A 23,996-nucleotide genomic window follows, 5' to 3' on the forward strand; every position below is an offset into this window, starting at 1 on the left:
AATGTGAATTTATTTGGGGCATTCACTTACTCAACTAAAACTTTCTTTGAGATTTCACCTTCATTAGTTAATAACGTAATGATATAACTTCCTGTACTTAATTTTCCTGTATTTAACTCAATGTAGTCTTGAGTGTCTACTTCAGAAAAATTAGTTATATGTTGACCTAAAATTGAGTATAGATTAACCGATTTTATGTTATTTAGTTTTGGGTTGTTCACCACAATACTTTGTAAGCTATTAGAGTAGTAGATGTTAATATCGGACTCTAAAACGTCATCTTCAATACTTAGAGCTTCTGGTGTATCAAATACGATTTCAAATCTATTTAGATGCTCGCCAGCTCCCAAATTAACAACATAGTCAGTTTGTCTTAGGTCGTGGTATGTACCATTTAAAATGTCATGTACATAGATATCTAGGTCTGCAGGAACATTTTCTAATGCATCAATAGTAATAGTGTTGTTTCCAGCTGTATCTGTTTTTAATCCAATAGGTAATACCGTATTAACATCAATGACATCTGTACCTTGGATAATATAGTTGTTATTATCAATAATCCAATACATGTCATCTATTTGAGACTCGGTTAATTCTCCATCATAGCCCCAATCATAACCTGATTTTGCGTTTTGATCTTGAGTAACTAATAACTGTCTGTGAATTCCGTTAACCGAATTAAGACCTAATCTGATTTTTAATCTATCATCAGAATTATAATTTTGAGCAGTAGTGTTTTCAGCAGATTGTCTCACAAAAACAGAAGCACTTCCTTCTTTTTCAAAGACACGTTGGCTATTGCTAAATTTAACTGTTCCTGTATTTTCACTTTTTACAAAGAATCCTTGAGCAACAGGAATATAACGACCTGGTAATTTAGATGGTGTTCCACCAGTTGCTACCATTGGGTCATTGGTACCGTAACTTGCAGCAGGAGTTGCTCCAGATAAATTATAAGTAGCATAACCACCTTGGTAATCTGCTAGGTTGTGAGAACCTCCTCCCCAATGTTCCCAGAAGTATAGTGTACCAGTTGTGCTACCTGCTCCTTCAATTGTTGGAGCATTATCCATAATAAATTGGTGAGCATCAATAGCTGACGCATAAGGATTACCTACTAAATACTCGTTTCCAGCGGTAATTGGTAAAGTAATTTCACCATTATTTGGTTTTCCTTCTAATACATAATTTTGTTCTAAAGTAACATTTCCATTAGTGTTTGCAACACCTTTCATGGTAAATCCTTCTCCAGCAGATAAAGACCCAGTACTACGTACATGTTGCCAGTCTGAGTATGCTCCAGATTGATTTGCATATTTCCAAATCCAGTAATCTGCAATCCCGATTGGTGTTCCAGATGTACCATCATAACCACTAGTTAAAAAGTTGATGTTAACTGGTGCAGCACTATTTGTTCCGTCTTTGTAAACTGATGGTAAAGTATAACTATTATTATTACTAGTCGTATTACTTACTCCAACAGGTGAAGACCAATAATTATAGGTATATAAATCTTGTGTTCCTTGTTGGTCACGCTCTAAAGTTCCAGCACTTGTAATATCCAATTCACTATCTTGAGTTTGAATTAATTGTGACTCGCCTTCAAGGTCTATTTTACCATCTAATTTTAAATAGTGGGTTATAGTTAATCCATTACCAGTATTAGATGCTGTATCACCATTTGCTGTTATTTGATTACTTTCTACAAATAATCCTAAAACAGTTCTATTTTGATTATTTACAGATGGTAAAGCAGAATTTTCTAAAGTGATATCATGGTTAGTTTTTACTATATTCCAATCTATTGTGGTATCAGAATCTACAATAGATGGCGAACCAGGTATGTATAATTCTGATCCATTTTCCCATGAGTTGTTATTATCCCAACTTCCGTTATTTGTCGAATTATATGGTAATGGAGACGATTGATACTCTAATGTAAATTTATCAGGATCTGTTAAGCTTCCTCTATTACCGTTACCAGAAACATCATTTAGGTGTGTTCCTATATATGAATTCATGTTGTAGTATGCTTTTAAATTGGTCCAGCCTACTGTATTAATTTCATTTTTGGTAATTGTATTTGGTACAATAGCACCATTAACTACAGCGCCAGCTTTTTCTAACTCTTGATTCATGACATAACGTAATTGAGGAAGTGTTAAAGCTTCGTCCCAAATTCTAATTTCGTCTATGTCCCCTTTAAAGTAATCTTGTACATTAAGTTTATCAATATATATGGCACCTATTGCAAATTCAGCTCCATTGGGTGTTGGGTTTACAATGGTTTTACTTGTATCTAGTACACCGTCTATATATAATCTAGCAACATTACTATGGTAGATTACTGCTACATGATGCCATACATTGTTAGGTAATGTAGTATTAGAATCAATTCTGTCAGTAGCTAAATTTCCTATAGAGAAACTTACAACATTGTTATCTGTTAAAAAGAACTTATATCCTTCAACACCATTGTTTTTAGCAACAATTATTTTATCTGAAGCTAAAGCGTTAGACCCGTCTGGTTTTACCCAAGCAGAAGCAGTAAAATCTCCTGCTAAATCTACCTTATCTCCAATAAGTGTAAAGTTATCTATCCCATCAAATCCTAAGTGTCTAGATCTTACTTCTTCGTGTGCAACTCCAAATGTAAAATATTTGGTTCCGTCAAAATCATAAGTTCCTTCTCTAGTGGCAAGTCCGTTAAATGTACTTGGGTCTAAAAATACAGTTTGAAGGTTTGTTGTAAATCCAGCATCATCAGCAACCAACATAACGTAGACGTCATTTCCTGTTAAAGGTGGTAATCCAGCTAAATCTGTTTCAAAAACTGAAACTTCAACTTTTCCTACATCATCTCCAGCAGTTTCAACAATTTTCCACTTTCTGTTCATAACATCTGTAACGGTTGTTATAGTAGCAGGACCTAAATTTACTGTAATTGATACTCCAGAAGTATTGGTGTTTTGCCCATCGTTACCCCAAACTAAAAATTCGTTACTAGTATTAAATGTACTAGAGTTTAGGTTATTTGTTAATTCAGTATTAGTTAAAGACATCGCTACAATACTAGAGTTATTAACACTTTTAGATTGTTTTTGAATTAAATCTGAATTGTCATCTCTACCAATTCCAGCGATATCATAGTTATATCCAGCGTTAGCTGATGTATCCCATATAACAGTGCCATCTGATGCAACGTAATCTTGAGAAATACCATTAACGCCTAATGTGATACCGTATTTTATAGCTAAGTAAGATTGAATTTTATTACGCTCGTCCGTAAGGTTTGCATCATTTTTACGAGACGAAAAAGAAATCACCTCAACAACTCTTGCATTCATAGATGCTTCATAGCCTTCACTTCGTCCAATCCAGTAACGCGAATTGTTTACGTTAGAGAAATCTGCAACGTCATTTTGTACAGTTTCAACATTATTAGCATTGTAAAATAATTCTTGTTGTGTTAAGCTAGTATTATTTCTAGCGTTTAAAATACCGACATTGTCGTAACTGGTTGTTGTGTTATTATCGGCAACACCGTATCCAGTGTAAGGTGCTGAGTTTGTAGTTGGTCCAACACAATAGGCGTAAACTTCATTGGTAAATCTAGCAGAATAGCGTCCATAACCGAAACCAGAAACATCTTCAGTGTCTGTTGTGATATCTTCATCTCCACAGAAGATATCCATATTTCCAAACGACGTATTAATATTTGTATCAGGTAAAATCACAGCAAACATATCTTGTGTGTAAAACCCAGAGCTACCTTGTAAAAAGTCTCCATTAGTATCGTCATAAGAAAAGTCTCCATCTACTGGAGCTAAATTGTAAGAACTATCAAAATCGATAACAGGATTAAAGTTTACATTGTAATTAGGATTATCTCTATACGTTGGTTCTTGTCCAGCCATATTTACTGTGGCATGATTAGTTTTTGCTTGATCATACCATGTAGTTAACGGTTGGTTATCACTTATTCCAGCACCATCGTTAGCCTTTAACCAAGTCTCTAGATTAGCTGTAACACCACCAGGACCTTCTGTTAAAGGAGTAATTCCGTAACCTTGGATGTAAAATGTATATGGGTTCTCATTAGAATCGTCATTAGCTATGGTTACAATAGCAGATCTTAATCCATTTGAAGAAGGGTCAAAAGTGATATTAAAAGTAGTATTATTTCCAGCTAAAATTGGAGTAGAAGGAGAGCTTGATAACGTAAAGTCTGATGCGTTAGCACCTGTAATAGTTACATAAGGTGAACTACCAGTTAAGTTTAAAGGTAGTGTGCCTGCATTATGAATAGTAAATGTATTAGTATTATTTCCTGAAGATACATTTATAGAGCCAAAATCGGTGTCATCGCTTACATTTGGTGTAGCGTCTCCACTGATTATTGTAGTGCCATTTCCTGTTATGTTGATTTCTGGTTGTGCAGTAGTAGCTGCAGTAAGAGAGATGTCATCAATAGCCATATCACTTCTGTAATAACCTCCAGTAGTACCTGAAAATCTTATATTTATGGTTTGACCTAAATAAGCGCTTAAGTCTAATGTCACTAATGACCATATACTACCATTATTAGTTTGTACTTGGCCAACTTGAGACCATAAATTAATTGGAAATGTCAAACCATTATTTGTACTTAAGTCTACATTTAAAGTTCCCATATCTGCACCATACATATGGTAATAAAATGAGAATACTGCAGAAGTCGCTCCAGTAAGATCAAAACAAGGACTTACTAAATTGGAAGTATTGTTGTAATTACTACTAGCTTCAGTAAATATATACCAGTTTCCACCATTTGCAGTAGATGGACCAGTGTTGTTAGATGGAGTACCATTAGAGTTTCTTGTCCAATCAAAATTGTCTGTAGTATCTTGTGTCCAAGCTCCAAGTCCAGATTCAAAACCTTCGTTGTATGGAAAACTACTAACTGTAGACGAGCAGGTTCCAGAACATCCACCAGAGACATTAAAGTATAATGTTACACCTGTTGAACTAGCACTGTTTCCAGAATTAGTTAAAACGGTACTTCCACTAGAAGTAATGGTAATATTTGATGCAGCACCATTCCAACCATCGTTGTAGGTGTCATACAATACAGCGTAATAATTATTACCATCTGGAATACAACTTAAATCTAATGTTGTTGCATAAGAGTTATTAGATGCTCCATTGTATCCATTATCAATGGTCGCTAATAATGTTCCGCTAGGGTTGTAAATTTCTACTCTATTTTCTGATGACCAATTTGGCCAATTAACAGAAACTTGAACCGCTGAGGTTTGAGCGATTGATATTGTAACGGTAAAAAACATTAAAATTACCAATGTTTTTTTGTGTAATAGATTTGCTATTAATGCTTTAAGGGTAAAAGTTTTCATAAGCAGGAATTTTTGTTTAGTTTGGGGACTAATATTAATTCTACTTTAAAACTATTCTTTTATTAGTTTAAATACAAATATTTTCGATGAAATACATCAAAGTTTATATTTTATTAATAAATAATCGTTGAAATACATTTTATATGGTTTAAAAGTGTTTTGCTTGTAATCACAAAAAAACCCGAAACAATTGTTTCGGGTTTTTTATCTAGTTAAGAATAAAGTAGATTTGGGGTCATTTTATTCAACTAAAACTTTTTTAGATAGTTTACCTTCTTCGGTCTTAATTTCTAAAATATAAGTACTTGTACTTAGTGGGTTTGTTTTTAATTCAATTAACTCCAAAGTTTCAAATTCATCAAAAGTTATAATCTCTTGTCCTAATAAATTATAAAGTGTCACTTTGGTTATATTTTCTAATTTAGGATTATTAATAACTATTGTATTATTATCATTAGAGTAATAAAAATTGATTGCTGTTTCAAATTCAAAGTCATCTGTAGATAATACTCCCGATTGACTAAATCTTAATTCAAAGCGATCTAAGTATTCTCCAGCATTCAAATTAATAGAAAAGTCACTTTGTCTAATATCATGATATGTATCTGTCACAGCATCATAGATATAAATTTCTAAATCGGTAGGTACATTTTCTAAAGCATCAATGGTGAAGGTGTTAATACCATTATTATCTACATGTAAACCTAACGGTAGAATAGTAGTTGCACTAATATCATTAGTTCCTTGTATAATGTATTTGTCATTGTCAACCATCCAATAGATATCATCCATTTGTGTTTCGTTATTAACACCATCATAACCCCAATCATATCCAGGAGTTGCGTTAGTATCTTCAGTGACTAATAGTTGTCTATGTAAACTGTTAACAGAATTAAATCCTAATCTGATTTTTAATCTGTTGTCAGCATTATAAGTGTTGTTTGAAGCTGCTTGTGCAGACGCTTTAACAAAAACAGAAGATGCACCTTCTTTTTCAAATACACGTTGTGTGTTATTAAATCTAATATTTCCAGTATTTTCACTTTTAACAAAGAAACCTTGAGATACAGGAATATAACGTCCAGGAAGTTTAACTGGTGTTCCGCCAGTTGCTACCAACGGATCATTAGTACCATAACTTGCTGCAGGAGTTGCTCCAGATAAGTTATATGTTGCATATCCACCTTGATAATCTCCTAAATTGTGAGAGCCTCCTCCCCAATGTTCCCAGAAGTAAAGTGTACCAGTCGTGCTACCAGGACCTTCGATTGTTGGTGCATTATCCATGATAAATTTATCTGCATCTATAGCTGACGCATAAGGATTACCAACTAAATATTCATTACCTGCAGTTATTGGAAGTGTAATCTCTCCGTTATTTGGTTTTCCTTCAAAAACATAGTTTTGTTCTAAGGTCACATTACCACTAGTATTAGTTACACCTTTCATTGTGTATCCTTCACCTGCTTGTAATGTTCCTGTGCTTCTTACATGTTGCCAGTCTGCATAATCTCCAGATTGGTTCGAATATTTCCATATCCAATAATCAGCAATACCTATAGGTGTTCCAGTAGTACCATTATAACCATTAGTTATAAAGTTGATGTTTACTGGATTATTTGGGTCTGTACCATCTTTAAAAACTTGAGGTAATGTATATGAATTATTATTTGTTGTTGTGTTACTAACTCCTACTGGTGATGACCAGTAATTATAAGTAAATACATCTCTTGTTCCTTGCTGGTCGCGCTCTAATGTTCCAGAACTTGTAGTATCAAAATCACTATCTTCTGTTTGAACTAATTGCGACTCACCTTGTAAATCTATTTTACCGTCTAATTTTAAGTAATGTGATACTGTTAGACCGTTTCCAGTATCTGTGCTGTTATCACCTGTTACAGATAATGTATTATTTTTTACGTCTAAGCTTAATACTGTTCTATTACCATTACTAGCTGTTGGCAAACTACCGTTATCCATAGTTATGTTGTGGCTTGTTTCAACAATATTCCAATTTACTGTTTTGGTATTATCTACTACAGAAGTTGCTCCAGGAATGTTTTGAACATTTCCATTAATCCATGAAGTATTAGTGTCCCAGTCTCCATTTGCATTACTCTTATATGGTAATGGAGCAGTTTGATAGTCTACTGTATTTAAATTTCTTAACGCACCTTGACGATTATTATCCGACTCATCATTAGTATTAGTGTAAGTATATATCGACATTGGATAATAGCCTTCTAAATTTGACCAAGGGATTGTTGCAGCATCATTTTTAGTGATTGTAGTCGGCATTACTTTACCATTAACAAAGTTTGCATTTTCCTCAAGTTCTTGATTCATTAAAAAGTGTAGTTGATTTTCTTCTAAAGCAGTACTCCAAATTCTAATCTCGTCAATATTTCCTTGAAAGAATGCTCCTGGAATTGTTTTTCCAGCTGCAGCTACAAAGAAAGATTGATCTGTATTACTTGGTGCTGTAACAGATGCATCATTATCAAAAACACCATCTATGTATATACTAGCTGTTCCGCCATCATATATTACTGCTACTTGGTGCCATTTTCCAACAGGAATAGTTGTATTAGATGTAACGGTTTCTGTTAGCACTCCGTTTTTAACAGAGAATTCTAATCTTCCTAACGCATTAATTTTAAAATCATATCCTTCGGTAAAAGTTACATCTCTTTTGGAAACTATAGAGCTATTGGCTGAAGAAGCGGTTCTGTTTATCCATGCTGATATTGTAAATGACCCAGTGTTTAAATCAAAAGTGTCATCCATATCTATATAATCTCCTGTACCATCAAAATATACTGAACGTTCAACTATAATTTGAGGAGCATAACCAAATGTGATATATTTAGTGCCATCAAAATCGTAAGTCGTTTCAAGGTTAGAACCATTTTGAGTCATTACTCGATAGTCTGCAGTTGGATCAAAAACTGGAGCGTCCGATATAAACATATAGTAACTTCCTGGAGGACTTATATTTCTAATAGCATTTTGAGGTATTGATATTTTTACTTCGTCAATATCACTACCGTTTTCAACAACTTTCCAGATACGTTGCATACCCAAAAAACTAACTGGAGTTGATAATCCAGAAATACCAGCACTCATATCTACAGCAATTGTATTAGGAGCAGCATCTAAGTTTGCATTGTTATTTCCCCACATTAAGTATGACTTATCGTCTAACGTGTTTGAGTTATTGGTTTTATTTAAATTATTTGTTGAGTAAATATCTGTTAATCCTATAGTTAAAATACCTTCAATTAAACCTGTTCCGTCAGTAGCATTGTTTATGCTACTAGATTGTTTCTGGTTTAAATTAGCAACATCATCACGTCCAATTCCAGCTATATCATAGTTGTAACCTGTATTTTCTGATTGATCCCAAATGATATTACCATCACTATCAACATAATCTTGAGATGTACCATTAGCACCTAATGTGATACCGTATTTAACAGCTAAGTAAGATTGCACTCTGTTTCTTTGGTCTGTTAAATCTGTATCATTTAAAGTATTTGAAAAGGTTACAATTTCAGCAATTCTTCCATTGAAACTTCCTCTATATGCTTGACTTCTTCCAATCCAAAATCTTGAATCGTTTACATTGGCAAATTGTGGTAATCCAGATTCACCATTACCAATATCCACACCATTATAGTATAGGTCTTGTGCTGTTGGTGCTGAAGTAGAGTTATTTCTAGCATTTATTATTCCAGCGTTAGAGTAGCTATCTGTTGTGCTAACATGAGCTTTACCATATCCTCTTAGAGATATATCAACAGGGTTAGGGTCTGGTGTTCCGCTTACAGCGAATGTAATAATTTCGTCATCTAGTCTATCTGTAAATCCTCCCCATCCAAGACCACTTACATCTTTATCTGTATCTAGTGTATTGTCAGCATCACCACAAAACATATCCATTGCTCCGTAAGAACTATTAACAGTTTCTTCTGGAATAGCTACAATAAAAATTTCTTGCGTATAAAATCCTGAAGCCCCTTCTAAATATTGTTGTGGTGTAACCGTAGGATCTGTTTCGTAAGGCGAATTTGGAGTATTATCAAATGCAACTACGGGATTAAAGTTTATATTTTGTGTTGTATTATCGTAAAAAGTAGGTTCTTGACCAGCTGTATTTACTGTTGCATTAGCACCTCTACCTTGGTCACTCCACATACTAATACTTTGACCATCTGTATAAGAAAGTCCATCAGTACCTTTTAGCCATACTTTTAAATTGGCTACAACACCACCTGGACCTTCCGTTAAAGGTGTAACTCCTGTACCTTGAATGGTAAAGTTATATGGGTTCTCATCAGCATCGTCATTAGCTATAGTTATAGTTGCAGTTCTAACACCAACTGCTAATGGTGAAAAGTCAATATTAAAAGTTGTGCTACTTCCAGCAGCAATAGCATTTGATGGTGCTGTAGATATTGAAAAATCCAAAGCGTTTACTCCGCTAATAGTTATATAAGGACTTAAAGGCGCTGTTAAATTTAAAGTTGCTCCTCCAGTATTTTCTATAGTATATGTTCTAGTAACAGTAGATCCTAAATCTACTAAACCAAAATCTGTATTGTTTGTAGTAGATGGTGTCGTACTACCATCAACTATATCTGTACCACTACTGTTAACATCCATCTCTCCACCACAAATACCACCAGATACATTAAAGAAAACTGTTGTACCAGACCATGTAGCACTATTTCCGTTTTGATTGACTACCGTTGCTCCTGATGAAGTTATAGTGATGTTATCAGTTCCATTCCAACCATCTCCATAAGAGTCATACATTATAAAATAATAGCTATTTAAGTCTTCTAAACAGCCTAAGCTTCTAGTTTCGGTATAACTACTTCCTGTTCCAACAATAGAGTCTATTAATGTACCATCTGGCGCATAAATAAATACAGAATTTTCATAAGCGTATAAAGGCCAATCAACAGATACTATGACGTTAGAAAATGTAGGTGGATATCCTTCAATTAAAACGTCGTCAAAATAATTATATTCAGAAGAACTACTTGCTTTTCCAAGAAATCTAAATTTAGCATTTGAAGCGAAAGTATAACTTCCTGAACTTAAGGTGAATGAAAAATTATTTGTCGTACCTGATCCTGTATTGGAAAATTCTGTTCCTCTTCTGTAAGTTTCAAGAGTAGTCCAAGAAGACCCATTGTAATATTGTAAATCAAATCCTTCACCATTATCAACACCATTGGACTTATGACAAAATGAAATATCTACAGAGCCATACGTTGAAATATCTAAACTTGGAGATTCTATATTACTACTACTTTGATCATCCTTAACAAATATACTTTTTGTATCAGAACATTTATAGTTAACATTATTGTTTAGGCCTCCATTAGATCCTCCTATCCAACCTTGTAAGCCAGAGGAGAAATTGTAGGATGCTACAGTTGTTTGAGAAATAGATTGAATTGTACTTGAAAAAAATAGGGCAAGCACAATTAATGTTAAAGAGTAAAAATTCTTCATAATCGGTTAAGTTATTAGTTGGGACTAATTATTTGGGTCAAATATAGTTCAATTTGTCTATTAAATGCAAATATATTCGATGAAATGCAATATATAAATATAACTTATTGATTATCAATTAAATAAAAAAACCATAACTATTGTGTTATGGCTTTTTATTATGCAGTTCGTCGATGTTTTTACTTAATTAGCTTTTTGATAATCGATTTATTGTTATTTAAATCAGTTATTTTTAATAAGTAAGTTCCATTAGATAAATCTCCTAAATTGGTAATGTTAATGGTATTGGTTGATACGTTTTTCTTCGTAGAGTTATAAATCACTCGACCACTAATATCAAATAATTCAATATTATAACTTGAAATTTGATTTGGTAATTTAATACTAATAGTTTCCTTAAATGGGTTAGGGTAGATGTTTAAGTTTTCTAACGTATTATCTTCAATACTTAAGGTCTGTTCTTTAATATTTACTGTGTAGTCTTCCACTTCTCCATAAGTAAACGTTTCACAACTTGTTGGAATAGCATTATACTTCATAGATACTCTCATTCTGGTTAAACCAGTTGGTGCACCTAATGGGATAGTAATATTTCCGCTTGCTACATTTTGGCTTGGATTACTTGATAAAACATCTTCACCTGTATCTTCAAAATCTCCATCTTGATTAAAGTCAATCCATACTGCAACACCTTCATTATATTGTGTTGTTGTCCAGATTTTAGTAACGGTAATTGTTGGTGTGGTATTTTTTGTTAAATCTACTACCATTGAAGTAAAGTCTGAGTAACCAGATGTCGTACTAGAGGTTGTATTATTGTCTAGGTCGTTTAACTGTACACGACCAATATATTCATCATTTATATTTGTTCCTTGAGACGCACAGTATGTCACTTGGCTAGTCATAAAATTAACTGTTGCACTGTATGCAGATGAAGACGAATCACATTTAGATCTAACTTGCACATCATAATTGGTTTGAGGCATTAAATTAGTTATCGTAAAACTTGCAGTTGTTAAATCTGGCGTCATAATCCAAGTACTTGTACCAGTTTCTCTATATCTTAAATCATAAGTTGCAGATGGAATAGCATCCCAAGTTACTGTAGCTTGAGAAGAACCAATAGATCCAACAGTTATATTATTTGGTACAGTAGCAACGCAAGGGATTTGTAAACTAATAATTTTAAAATCATCTATAAAAAATCCATCAGATGTTGTTGTGTAGTTTTCTGATACGTTACTAGCATCAGATCTAAAGTTGAATCTAAACTGTACATTAGTTGCGTCTGGCTGTAAAAATGTCGAGTTTATGCCTGCGTTGATAACAAACTCTTCCATAACCCAATTATCCATTCTATCTCCATCATAGATTTGACCAGAACTACCAGATTGAAAGGATGAACCACTGCTTTTATTGTCATGATTTGTAGTACTACTAGTCGCTTCTGGCTTAGTATACTTACCACATAAAGGTAACCATGTCGAACCGTCTTTAGAGGCTAACACTTCTACATAATCATAATTTCTTTCTAAATCCCATTTAGTATAAAATTGAATAATTACTTCGTCAGAATTTGTAAAGTCATAACTATTAGACGTCGTTAATGTTTTTGTCGAATTTGAAGCATATGGTACTGTGTTACCAGTTCTTAAGGCATTGGTCCCAGAATAAGCATCTACAGATGTATTGTTCCAACCACCAGATTGTGTCCAACCAGAAATACCATTAATATCTGGGTTATGATCAAACATTAGAGTAGGGTTGTAGTATTTTTCAAAATTTGCCTCATAAATTACTCCATTATCATTAGATAGCTTTACATTGTATTCAATCTTTTCGTTTGCTGGAATTCCACTAGCTAATTGCAATTGAGCAGTAACTGTTCTTTGCTCTAAAGCAGACATACCTGTTTCAGTTCCCGCTTGGGTAACTCCTGTAATATTAGATGATATTGGAGTTACAGTAACTGTAAAATCACTTCCTGTTTGTCCAATACGCTCAATACCAAAATCTAAATTTGCGGTAGATCCATTGATATTACTTTGTGTTAAGTCGTGTAGTTTAGCATATTTACCACCATAATAAGCAGTAGCTAAAGAGATACGCATTGAGTTTTCTGCATTTAAATATACATTAGCATTACTTGGCCAAAAACCAGCACTAGATACTCCGTGTTCTGGAGTTGTAGCTAAAATAGCCTGTCCAGATCCAGTTGATCCGTTATTATCAGGATTACCACCTAACATCCAATCGTCAGGTAATCCATTTGATTCATAAAAAATGGTTGCACCATATAAGTATCTATTATATCTTGACATTTCTTCATGCCATCTATGAAACTCGTCTTCTCTTCCAGAATTTAAAGTAGGTACACCACCATATGGATGTGGTATAGAATTAGCGTAAGAGTGATTCCAAACACCTGTTTTGAAATTTCGATTGGTAATAAAATCAACCATGATTTGTGTTTCAGGTTCTGAAGCTGGAGAAGGACCTCTATAGGTGTTATTTGATGGATTTCCATTAGATCCAATGTTATTATAATTCCAGAAATAATCAAAGTTTCTATTTAAATCCACTCCTCTTAACGCAGTACTATTAGAAGTACTTCCTGTATTAGGTCTTAAATTTTTACGTTGCATTCCGCCTCCACCAGGACTTAAATGTTGATTCCAACGTAATCCATCAGGATTTACAACAGGTACAAAATACAATTCGTTATTATCTACTAATTCTTTAATGGCATCGTTAGTATCATAATTTTCAATTAGATACCACATAAAGTATATGTTATTCATTAAAGCACTTACTTCTCTTGAGTGTATCATAGAAGTAAATAGTATTTGTGGCTTAGTATTTTCAGGTGATGTACTTTGATTACCTGTTATTCTAATATAATGAATTGTTTGAGGATCCCATCTTGAAGTACCTTGACCTGTATATGTTAATCCATTATTTGTTATAGTATTTGCTGGATTACCCCAAGTAGTTTGATTGGTTGAAGAGGCATCAGCTTTTTGAGAGACAATATCTAAACCATTAGTTTGAGAGTAGTTATACATTTCATCTAATTCCATTAGCATATCACTAACTGTTAAACAATTACCCATTGTACCTAAATGGAAATTAGTTGGTTGTACCCAATTAATTTCGTCACAACCTGTATATTGAATTATATTATCTTGAATTATACTAGAAACTGAAGCTCTAGCTTGGCTTTGTGTGTTGTTGACTTGACTAGATTGCTGCTTTGATGTTTTTACTTGACTATCTTTTCTAGCTCTTTCTGCATAAAATTTAGTTAAGTCATCAATAATAACCTCGTAAGATATATTATTGTTTCTTAAAACATCAATTTCTGTATCGGCTAATTCTAAAGTTAGATGGTCATGGTCATGTCCAGCTCCACAAGTTAAATCTATCCCTTCTTCTGCTAATGTACGCATTGTAGCATCATCAGGATTATTGATTTTAATTTTTGAAAACTTTTCTTGAGAGAAAGAAAAAGTGCATGTCAATGCAATAACAATTAATAAAGTAATTTTTTTCATGTTATTTAGATTTGAGGTATCTAAGTATTTAATTAGACTGCTAAACTATATAAAATAATTCAAAAAACATCTTTAAAAAGCAAAAAAATACGATAAAGTGTAATTATATTTTTTAAATAATTGAAAATCAATTAACTACGAAATACATTTTTTATCGATAAAGTGTATTTAAAATAAAATACTCTAACCTCATTGGTTAGAGTATTTTGCTATTAATCAAATTAGGGACAAATAATAATCCTTGTTAAGGGAAGGATTAATTTTTCTTTTTCATTTTTTAATTTTTTTCAAATAATAAAGTATCTGTTCCGCCATTACCACCACTAATATCAATTAAGCTAATAGTTGTATCTGTATGACTAACAATATCCCAATCATCGTTTAAATCTTCAAACACACTTGTGTCAGGTACAGAAAAGAAAATATTAAAATCAATATCGCTACTGCTGCCACTATCATCGTTACTATTGCTATCATCTGTAACAGACCAAGTTCCTGTAACAATATTTGAACTATTATCTGCAGTTAGTATTCCATCAGATCCAAAAGTAAATTGATAGCCACTAAAGTCATTGGTTTCATCTTGACCAGAATCTACATAGCTAGTAATTATCCAAAGACCACTAGTTGCTGTGCTTTGTATTTGTGCTATTTGTTGACTGTTGTCGTTTGGACTAGCATCGTCATCATCGTTAGAACACGTAGTAGACATCAAAGAGAAGCTTAGCATAACTAGCATTCCGAAATAAAATGATTTTTTCATAATTTTAAGTATTTGAATTAATTAATTAGTTATTGTTTTTGTAAAGTTAATGTGTCTGTTCCGCCATTTCCGCCACTTACATCTTGCACGATGACTTCTGTTTCAGATACAGAAAGGACATCCCAATCCTCATCATTTAGCTCGGTAAAAGGTAGGTTTGTACCAAAATCTAAGACTAAAACGTTTCCAGAGCTTTGAACAGCCCATGTCCCGTTATTAGGGTTGCTACCGTTAGTTGCTATAACAGTTCCGTTTGCATTAAAATCTAATTGATAACCGTTATAATCTATGGTTTGGTCATCAGTATCTTCAATATAAGAAGCTACAAACCACAATCCGTCTGTTAATATGTTTGTCAAGTTAGTACCACCTGTACTTGTTGGAGTTCTTTCAAAAGTCAAGTACTCAGAAGAGCCATCACCACTAATATCTTTTAGACTAATAATATCATTGGTTACTTGCAATACATCCCAATCATCAGCTAATTCGTCAAGTGGTATTGTTGTGCCAAAATTTAAGTTTAATTCTAATTCTGTTTCATCTCCTGAAGAAGTAAACCAACTTCCATTAGAACTACCACTTGTGTTAGTGGCTGTAGCTGTTCCATCTGAAGCAAAATTGAAAACATAATCACTATAATTTGAAGTTTCGTCTGTATCATCGAAATAATAAGTGACATACCAATCTCCTGTTGTTAATGAAGCAACTAAAGCAGTATCGTCAACTGTGTTTCCTCCAGAAGAACAATCACTTTCAAATTCCAATTCATCATCTCCTAATCTTAATTCTATTTTTGTTTCACCTGGTTCTTGTTCAATTTCATGAAGATTCCAAGTATCGTTAAAATCTGATAATCCAGGAATATCAATAGTTACCGTTATTGCATTACCTGTACCTGTTGCAGACCAAGTCCCAGAAAAGTTATCATTACCAGAAATAACACTAATGGTACCATCAGAAGTGAAATTAAATTGGTAACCAACATAATTATCTTCTAAATCATTATCATTACGCTCCAAATCATCAACTATCCAATTCTGGCAATCTGTTAGGATGCTAGTCAGTTGGGTATCTGTACAGCTATTACAATCATCATCGTTATAATCGTAATCATCATCTTCATCACAATCATCTTCAAAATTGTTAATTGTAGTTTCTAATTCGTTTAGATTATTGACAACTAAAGTTGTATCATCAGACAGTATAACAGTTATAGGAAATTGGATATTAATAATATCGTTTTCATCTATATTATCTATAAAATTATATAGTTGACTATCATCATTAATGGTTATTGTCTCTATTAATTCGTTATTAGAATTAAAGATTGAAGCTGTTATTGGGTATTGAAAATCGATACATTCAATATCATCATCGTATTCGTTTTCACCATTACAATCGTCAGAAAAAGTATCAAATTCTGAGCTACTACTAATTACAACTTCAGTGTAATCTGCCAAAATTATTGTAATAGGAAACTGGATAGAAATAGAGTCATCATCATCATCTAATTCGTCAAAGATGTCTTCAATGGTATCAAAATCTGATTCAGAATTGACTATAATTTCTAATCCATTGACAAAAACTGTAACAGGTAATTGAATATTAAAACAATTAGCATTGTCTATAATATTATCGTTTGAACCATCATTACTGGCTGCACGTTGCATAAGATTAGCAACTGCAGAGTTAGCCACTAGCGTGTCCTCTTCTGGTGGATTAATTATTTCCATGTCTTCTGTTCGACAGGAGTTTAGTAGTATTAATGCAAATAGACTTATTGCGGTAAATAGTTTGTGTGTTGATTTCATAACTTTATTTTTTAATATTTAATGGTCTTTATTATATAACAACTTTAGCTTTAAAATTCCTGAAAAATATTTTAAGAGGTTAATAAATAATTCAATCGTTCTAAAATACTTTTTAATCTTATTGTTGTTATTTTTTGATTTGGATGTTCTTTTAAGCTATTAGTTAAATTAATTACTTTTAATCTGCATTGATCAATCTCATATTCTTTAAGATTAAATACAAGTTGGTCTAATTGTGCTTTATTTAAATTAGTTGTATTCATTTTTTAAAGTGCTTTTATTAATACAACAACTTAACTTTTAAAACTCCTGAAAAATTTATTTAATTTTTTTATATAACTTTAATCAATAAAACATTGGGTTTTGGAAAAAGAGCTTAGCAACAATATTTGTGAAGAACTAGTCTTTAAAGGTATTTATAATAAATGCGCAAAGGACTTGCAAGACTTTATGTATTATAAATATGGCGAGCAATTTAACCCAAAAGACATAGCGCAAGATGCGTTTATCAAACTATGGAATAATTGTAAAAAAGTACCTTTAAGCAAAGCCAAGTCTTTTTTATTTACTATAGCAAATAATATGATGCTTAATGAGGTTAAACATCAAAAAGTAGTGCTAAAGCATCAACAATTAAATCACAAGCATTATACTAACGAGTCTCCAGAATTTATACTAGAAAAAGAACAATTTTTAGAACGTTATAATCAAGTACTTTCTAATTTAAAAGAAGAATATCGTGTTGCTTTTTTGTTAAATAAAGTAGAAGGTAAAAAACACAATGAGATTGCTGAGCTTTTAAGTGTTACCACTAAAGTTGTAGAGTATAGAATTTACAGTGCTTTTAAGATACTTAAAACAGAATTAGAAGGTTTTAAAATAAAATAGTCAGGAATTTTATAAACTAAGTTGTTATATAATAAAGAGGATATAAATGGATAAAGAATTACTTATAAAAAAATGGTTGAATAATGACTTGACAGAAGCTGAAGAAAAAGCTTTCAAGCAATTAGATGACTATGCCTTTAATAAAGAGATTATAGAAACAGCCAAGATGTTTAAAGCATCGACCTTTACCAATATAAATGATTTTGAAACTTTTAAAGCAAATTATCAGGCGCAAGACACACCTGTTAAAAGGTTACAATGGTTATCTCCAATGCTTAAAATAGCTAGTGTAATAGTGATTGCTTTAGGTGTATACTTTACTGTTTTCTCTTTTAATAATACAAAAATTAACACATTAGCCAGTCAAAAAACAACTATAGAACTACCTGATCAATCTGAAGTGGTTTTAAATGCATTGTCAACCATAGAATATAACAAAAAGGATTGGGATAATAATAGAACATTAAAACTTGATGGAGAAGCCTATTTTAAAGTTGCAAAGGGTAAAACATTTGATGTCATTACAACCCAAGGAAAAGTAACAGTAGTTGGGACACAGTTTAATGTAAAGCAACGCGACAATTACTTTGAAGTACAATGTTATGAAGGTGTTGTTAAAGTTAAGTCAGATACCATTATTAGACAGCTATTGGCTGGTGATACGTATCGATTATTAGGTGGAAAATTTACTGAAAATAAAACACTACAGACAATGTCTGAATGGACCAAAAATACAAGTGTTTTTAATGCCATACCAATTAAAGAAGTGTTTGCAGAACTAGAAAGGCAATACAATATAAAAGTTACAATAGTTAATACAAATAGCGATAGGTTATTTACAGGAGGTTTTACACACAATAATATCGAGAATGCTCTAATATCTATTACACAACCAATGAATTTGACTTTTGAGTTAACATCATCAAATCAAGTCATTATTAATGGGCAAAATAACTAGAAGTTTTGTTTTTATCAGTCTGTTTTTTTTATGTGTACCTAGCGTTGTTGCTCAGGACACAGAAAAAGAAGAGTCTTTAATTTCTATTATTGAAAACTTAAAAACGAAGCATAATGTACAATTTAATTATGCTGAAGATGTTATTAAATCTATTACTTTAAAACCACCTCCTACAAGCAATACATTAAAACAAGCTCTGGTGTATTTAGAAAAAAACACACCTTTAAAATTCACATTAAATAATTCTAGTTTTGTTTTAGTTAAGCCTAAAGGCGAATTTTTTCTTTGTGGTTATCTAAAAGATAAAGACAACCTTCAACCTTTAGTATCTGCAACCGTCCAAGGACTTAAAAAAGCTACAATAACTGATGAAAATGGATATTTTCAGATAAAAATCAGTCAGCCTTCAGAGTTGATTACCATTAGATATTTAGGCTACAAAACTATAAATAGAAGCTACAACCAGTTTTTAACCTCAGATTGTGGTTCAGTTTTTATGTTACCAGATTTCCAGTCATTATCAGAAATATTAATTTCAAATTATATAACTAAGGGAATTAACAAACTTAATAATGGTTCTTTTAAGGTAGATTTTAAAAATTTTGATATTCTTCCTGGATTGATAGAAAATGATGTATTACAAGTCGTACAGTCATTTCCTGGTATACAAAGTATAGATGAAACCGTTTCTAATTTAAATATTAGAGGTGGTACACATGACCAAAACTTAATTCTTTGGGATAATATTAAAATGTATCAATCAGGTCATTTTTTTGGTTTAATCTCTATGTTTAATCCTCAAATCACACAAGAAGTTTCGCTTATAAAAAATGGAAGTGATGTCAGTTATACAGATGGTGTTTCTGGGACAATTAATATGCAAACTAATAAAAATACTAATGCTCTATTTAAAGCAAATGTTGGAGTTAATTTAACAGATGTTAATGTGTTTATGGATGTGCCAACTGGTAAAAAGGGATCTGTTCAAATTGCCGGTAGAAGATCGGTTAGTGATTTGTTTAATACGCCCACTTATAATAATTATTTTGATAGAATTTCTCAGAATACCGAAGTGGACAATAATATAGAAAACACATTTAATTCTGATAAAACATTTGATTTTTATGATACATCTTTACGTTGGTTATATAAAATAAGTGACAAAGATGAAATTAGACTAAATTTTATAACAGTGTCTAACAAATTACAATTTGATGAAACTGCAGTGCTTAACAATGTTCAGCAATCTAGAAGAAGTCAATTAAATCAAAATAGTATAGCTGGAGGGTTTCATTATAAACGTATCTGGAACACTAAAGTTAAATCTACTTTTGAAGTTTACGAAACGGACTATAAGCTTAAATCTGTAAACGCAAATGTTTTAGAGTCTCAACGCTTTTTACAAGAAAATATAGTGTCTGAAACAAGCTTAAAACTGCTTACAGATTATAATTTAAATGAAAGTATTAGACTGTCTGGAGGATATCATTTTGTTGAAACTAAAATCACTAATCTAGATGATGTAGATACACCAGTATTTAGAATATTAATTTCTGAAGTGTTACGTACTCATGGTGCATTTGCTCAAATAAATTATACATCATTAAACAAGAATTCAAATCTTAATCTGGGTGTAAGGTATAACTATCTTGATAAGTTTAATAAGCAGATTTGGGAACCACGACTTAATTTTAGTCAACGTTTTTTAGACTATTTTACTGTAGAGGTTTTAGGTGAATTTAAGCATCAAAACACATCACAAATAATAAACTTTCAAAACGATTTTTTAGGTATTGAAAAACGTAGATGGCAATTATCTAACAACAACGATATTCCAATAATTACAAGTAAACAACTCTCATTAGGTATTAATTATAATACTCAGGGTTGGTTAGTTAGCTTAGATGGTTACTACAAAAATGTAGATGGAATCACATCACAAAGTCAAGGATTTCAAAATCAATATGAGTTTGTAAAGTCTCAAGGAAGTTATAATGTTAAAGGAGCTGATTTCCTTTTAAGGAAACAATTTAGGTATTTCAATACTTGGCTCAGTTACTCTTTTATGAATAATCAATATGAGTTTAAAGATTTAGAAGATGACACTTTTCCAAGTAATTTTGATATTACACATGCTATAAACTTAGGTTTATCTTATTCTAATAATAACTTCAAATCTTCAATAGGAGTAAATTGGCATACAGGAAAACCAATAACTAATCCAGAGGAGAATAATCCAATTGATGAACAAACTATAATTTTTGGCAAGACTAATGCTGAAAGGCTTAATGATTATGTAAGAGTAGATGCTTCTGTTCAGTATGATTTTATGATTTCTAATAAAATTAAAGCTAAAGCTGGTGTTTCTGTTTGGAATGTATTAGACAGAGAAAACCAAGTCAATACATTTTTTAGAATTGTTAATAATGAATTAAACCAATCTATTCAACGGTCGTTAGGATTAACACCAAATGCTACTTTTAAATTGTATTTCTAAAAGTTTTTTAAAATACCATATAAAAAAACGGTTTAGAACATTCTAAACCGTTTTTAGTTTGTAGCGAGAACGAGATTTGAACTCGTGACCTCCGGGTTATGAATCCGACGCTCTAACCAACTGAGCTACCTCGCCATAATTTTGAGAGTGCAAATATAAAAACATATTTATTGCATACAAACATAAAAGTGAATTTAAATTTTTATTTAAAAGTATTTCTAAACTTATTAATTAATGTATATATTGGACAACATAAAATTACAAGACTACAATTACATGGAAGATAAAATTAAGTACGAGATGGAGTTTGTTGTACATGCTTCACCATCATTACTATATCAATATATATCAACACCATCCGGACTATCAGAATGGTTTGCAGATAATGTAAACTCTAGAGGAGAGGTATTTAAATTTATTTGGGATGGATCAGAAGAGCAAGCCAAATTAATTACCAAAAAATCTGGAGAACGCGTAAAATTTAAGTGGTTAGTGGATGAAGATGAGCCATATTATTTCGAAATTAGAATTCAAGTAGACGAAATAACAAAAGACGTCTCTGTTATGATTACAGATTTTGCTGAAGAAGATGAGGTTGATGAAGCTAAAATGCTTTGGACCAACCAGATATCAGATTTAAAACAAGTCTTAGGTTCGGCTTAAAAATACACTCAATTAAAGTATATTTGTCCTATTGAAAAATAGGACTTTTTTTATGCTAAATTTTAACGGAATACTTCAAGAAGACAAACCAATACTGTCTAATCATAATCGTGGCTACACCTATGGTGATGCACTGTTTGAGACTATAAAAACTGTACATGGTAAGCTGTTATTTTTTGAAGACCACTATTTTAGATTGATGGCATCTATGCGTATTATGCGCATGGAAATACCAATGACGTTTACTATGGAGTATTTTGAAGAAGAAATTAAAAAAACTTTGGATGCTAATGGTTTGTTGTCTCAGTCAGCACGTGTAAAAATTCAAATAGATAGAGTAGCAGGTGGCTTATATTTACCAGAATCTAATGATGTCAATTTTATTATAAGTAGTAAAAAAATTGATTCTGATTTTTATCTTTTAAATGAAGAAAAATATGAAGTAGATTTATATAAAGATCATTATTTAGCCCCTAGTTTATTATCTACGCTTAAGACTAATAATAAAGCAATTAACGTAATTGGAAGTATTTATGCTAAAGAAAACAAGTTAGATAATGGTTTGTTATTAAATACTAATAAAAGTGTAGTAGAAGCGCTAAATGGTAACTTGTTTTTAGTAAAAGATCATGTCATTAAAACACCCCCTTTATCAGACGGTTGTTTAAAAGGTGTTTTAAGGAAACAATTAATAGACATAATTAATCTGCTACCAGATTATAGTATAGAGGAAGATTCTATATCTCCTTTTGAGCTCCAAAAGGCTGATGAACTATTTATTACTAATGTTATACAGGGCATTCAGCCTATAACTAAGTACAGAAAAAAAGAATTTAAAAATGACGTAGCTAAGATGTTACTACAAAAACTAAATGTAAAGGTAAGATTAGGCTAATTATAGCTAGGATTTTCTGGTGCGTTGGACCAAATAGAATAATCACCACCTAGTTCTACCATTTTTTCTTTCCAGAAGGATTCGTAGTTTTTTTCTATGATGTCCTTTTTGTAATTGTTTTTGGTCACTACCCAAGCATTGGATTTTAATTCGGTTTCTAATTGGTTGCTTTCCCAACCAGAGTAACCCAAAAAGAATTTAATATCGTTTGCTGTTAACTTCTGTTCAGCTATTAACTCTGCAACCACAGTAAAATCACCACCCCAAAATATTCCTAAAGAAATTTCAACACTATTTGGAATTAAATCCGGACGTTTATGTATAAAGTACAAATTATCCTGTTCTACAGGACCACCATTATAAACTTTAAAAGACGCGTCTAATTCTGGGATTAAATCACTAATAGTATAATTTAAAGGTTTATTTAAGATAAAACCAATTGCACCTTCTTTATTGTAATCTGTTAACAGTACAATAGATCTATTAAAAGACATATCTCCAATAATAGAAGGTTCTGCTATTAATAAATCACCTTTTTTTGGTTTTGTTGTAGTCATTTTAAAAGGATTTGTTATCTAAATGTAGCATATATTTATTGAATACACAATAATATAGGCTAATATATAACAAAAAAAAGCCTTCAATAATGAAGGCTTTTTAAAGTTATTTTAAACAAATACTAGTTTACAGCATTTGCTAAATCAGATCCAGCTTTAAACTTAACAACGTTTTTAGCTTTGATTTTGATAGTCTTTCCTGTCTGTGGGTTTCTTCCGTCTCTTGCAGCTCTTTTAGATACTGACCAAGAACCAAATCCTACTAAAGAAACTCTATCACCTTTTTGTAAAGCTCCTTCAATTTCGATTAACGCACACTCTAAAGCTTTCTTTGAAGCTGCTTTAGTAATTCCTGCGTGTTCTGCCATAGCATCGATTAAATCTGTTTTGTTCATAATTTTAATTTTAATTATTAATAAATAAGTTGATTAACAGTTTTTGTTAAATCCTTTACAAATTTATACGGATTATGCTACTACGCAAGTAATAGC

At 31.9% G+C, this 23,996-nt stretch carries 13 protein-coding genes and 1 tRNA gene; 5 read left to right on the top strand and 9 right to left on the bottom strand.

The window, feature by feature from the left end:
• Positions 1-26: 26 nt before the first annotated feature.
• The 6 genes from Ollyesu_RS10260 to Ollyesu_RS10285 all read right to left on the bottom strand — a co-directional run bounded on the left by Ollyesu_RS10260 (position 27) and on the right by Ollyesu_RS10285 (position 17,310).
• The gene (locus tag Ollyesu_RS10260) at positions 27-5,393 is read right to left on the bottom strand and encodes a LamG-like jellyroll fold domain-containing protein (protein WP_279301127.1); all 5,367 of its coding nucleotides are present in this window, start codon (positions 5,391-5,393) and stop codon (positions 27-29) included.
• Positions 5,394-5,633: 240 nt separating this feature from the next.
• A complete protein-coding gene (locus Ollyesu_RS10265) occupies positions 5,634-10,919 on the bottom strand; it encodes a LamG-like jellyroll fold domain-containing protein (protein ID WP_279301128.1) in 5,286 nt (1,761 codons plus the stop codon).
• 179 nt (positions 10,920-11,098) lie between these two features.
• Entirely contained in the window at positions 11,099-14,473 is a 3,375-nt protein-coding gene (locus tag Ollyesu_RS10270) for a M14 family zinc carboxypeptidase (RefSeq protein ID WP_279301129.1), read from the bottom strand.
• Positions 14,474-14,750: 277 nt separating this feature from the next.
• Complete coding sequence (locus tag Ollyesu_RS10275; protein WP_279301130.1) at positions 14,751-15,236, bottom strand: hypothetical protein; 486 nt, start codon at positions 15,234-15,236, stop codon at positions 14,751-14,753.
• Between the two features lie 29 nt (positions 15,237-15,265).
• Positions 15,266-17,047 carry a hypothetical protein gene (locus Ollyesu_RS10280; RefSeq protein ID WP_279301131.1) on the bottom strand — a complete coding sequence of 594 codons (1,782 nt, stop codon included), beginning with the start codon at positions 17,045-17,047 and terminating at the stop codon, positions 15,266-15,268.
• A gap of 71 nt (positions 17,048-17,118) precedes the next feature.
• Positions 17,119-17,310: a hypothetical protein gene (locus Ollyesu_RS10285; RefSeq protein WP_279301132.1), complete on the bottom strand. Its 192-nt coding sequence runs from the start codon at positions 17,308-17,310 to the stop codon at positions 17,119-17,121.
• 100 nt (positions 17,311-17,410) lie between these two features.
• Between Ollyesu_RS10285 and Ollyesu_RS10290 the strand changes: the two genes are divergently transcribed.
• The 3 genes from Ollyesu_RS10290 to Ollyesu_RS10300 are packed head-to-tail and all read left to right on the top strand — an operon-like array spanning position 17,411 to position 21,390.
• A complete protein-coding gene (locus Ollyesu_RS10290; RefSeq protein WP_279301133.1) occupies positions 17,411-17,935 on the top strand; it encodes a sigma-70 family RNA polymerase sigma factor in 525 nt (174 codons plus the stop codon).
• A gap of 46 nt (positions 17,936-17,981) precedes the next feature.
• The gene (locus tag Ollyesu_RS10295; RefSeq protein ID WP_279301134.1) at positions 17,982-18,893 is read left to right on the top strand and encodes a FecR family protein; all 912 of its coding nucleotides are present in this window, start codon (positions 17,982-17,984) and stop codon (positions 18,891-18,893) included.
• Positions 18,877-21,390 (top strand): TonB-dependent receptor plug domain-containing protein, encoded by a 2,514-nt coding sequence (locus Ollyesu_RS10300; RefSeq protein ID WP_279301135.1) that lies wholly within the window; start codon positions 18,877-18,879, stop codon positions 21,388-21,390. The genes Ollyesu_RS10295 and Ollyesu_RS10300 overlap by 17 nt, the downstream gene beginning before the upstream one ends.
• Before the next feature lie 61 nt (positions 21,391-21,451).
• Here Ollyesu_RS10300 and Ollyesu_RS10305 read toward each other — a convergent pair.
• Positions 21,452-21,525 (bottom strand) — tRNA-Met (locus Ollyesu_RS10305).
• A 141-nt stretch (positions 21,526-21,666) separates the two neighbouring features.
• On the opposite strand from Ollyesu_RS10305, the gene Ollyesu_RS10310 reads away from it, so the two are divergent.
• Complete coding sequence (locus Ollyesu_RS10310) at positions 21,667-22,053, top strand: START-like domain-containing protein (RefSeq protein ID WP_279301136.1); 387 nt, start codon at positions 21,667-21,669, stop codon at positions 22,051-22,053.
• A 52-nt stretch (positions 22,054-22,105) separates the two neighbouring features.
• Positions 22,106-22,948, top strand: a complete 843-nt coding sequence (locus Ollyesu_RS10315) for an aminotransferase class IV (RefSeq protein ID WP_279301137.1) — start codon at positions 22,106-22,108, stop codon at positions 22,946-22,948.
• Here Ollyesu_RS10315 and Ollyesu_RS10320 read toward each other — a convergent pair.
• Both Ollyesu_RS10320 and Ollyesu_RS10325 read right to left on the bottom strand, forming a co-directional pair.
• Positions 22,945-23,505: a YqgE/AlgH family protein gene (locus tag Ollyesu_RS10320; protein WP_279301138.1), complete on the bottom strand. Its 561-nt coding sequence runs from the start codon at positions 23,503-23,505 to the stop codon at positions 22,945-22,947. The two genes, Ollyesu_RS10315 and Ollyesu_RS10320, sit on opposite strands and share 4 nt — an antisense overlap.
• A gap of 122 nt (positions 23,506-23,627) precedes the next feature.
• Positions 23,628-23,900, bottom strand: coding sequence for an HU family DNA-binding protein (locus tag Ollyesu_RS10325; protein ID WP_013870774.1), 273 nt, complete (start codon positions 23,898-23,900; stop codon positions 23,628-23,630).
• Positions 23,901-23,996: the final 96 nt, after the last annotated feature.

The organism is Olleya sp. YS, from assembly GCF_029760915.1.
GTDB lineage: Bacteria > Bacteroidota > Bacteroidia > Flavobacteriales > Flavobacteriaceae > Olleya.

Bases quoted from the DNA above. Each gene is read 5' to 3' on its own strand.
- Ollyesu_RS10260 (WP_279301127.1), bottom strand. From the start codon at position 5,393: ATGAAAACTTTTACCCTTAAAGCATTAATAGCAAATCTATTACACAAA.
- Ollyesu_RS10265 (WP_279301128.1), bottom strand. From the start codon at position 10,919: ATGAAGAATTTTTACTCTTTAACATTAATTGTGCTTGCCCTATTTTTT.
- Ollyesu_RS10270 (WP_279301129.1), bottom strand. From the start codon at position 14,473: ATGAAAAAAATTACTTTATTAATTGTTATTGCATTGACATGCACTTTT.
- Ollyesu_RS10275 (WP_279301130.1), bottom strand. From the start codon at position 15,236: ATGAAAAAATCATTTTATTTCGGAATGCTAGTTATGCTAAGCTTCTCT.
- Ollyesu_RS10280 (WP_279301131.1), bottom strand. From the start codon at position 17,047: ATGAAATCAACACACAAACTATTTACCGCAATAAGTCTATTTGCATTA.
- Ollyesu_RS10285 (WP_279301132.1), bottom strand. From the start codon at position 17,310: ATGAATACAACTAATTTAAATAAAGCACAATTAGACCAACTTGTATTT.
- Ollyesu_RS10295 (WP_279301134.1), top strand. From the start codon at position 17,982: ATGGATAAAGAATTACTTATAAAAAAATGGTTGAATAATGACTTGACA.
- Ollyesu_RS10300 (WP_279301135.1), top strand. From the start codon at position 18,877: ATGGGCAAAATAACTAGAAGTTTTGTTTTTATCAGTCTGTTTTTTTTA.
- Ollyesu_RS10310 (WP_279301136.1), top strand. From the start codon at position 21,667: ATGGAAGATAAAATTAAGTACGAGATGGAGTTTGTTGTACATGCTTCA.
- Ollyesu_RS10315 (WP_279301137.1), top strand. From the start codon at position 22,106: ATGCTAAATTTTAACGGAATACTTCAAGAAGACAAACCAATACTGTCT.
- Ollyesu_RS10320 (WP_279301138.1), bottom strand. From the start codon at position 23,505: ATGACTACAACAAAACCAAAAAAAGGTGATTTATTAATAGCAGAACCT.
- Ollyesu_RS10325 (WP_013870774.1), bottom strand. From the start codon at position 23,900: ATGAACAAAACAGATTTAATCGATGCTATGGCAGAACACGCAGGAATT.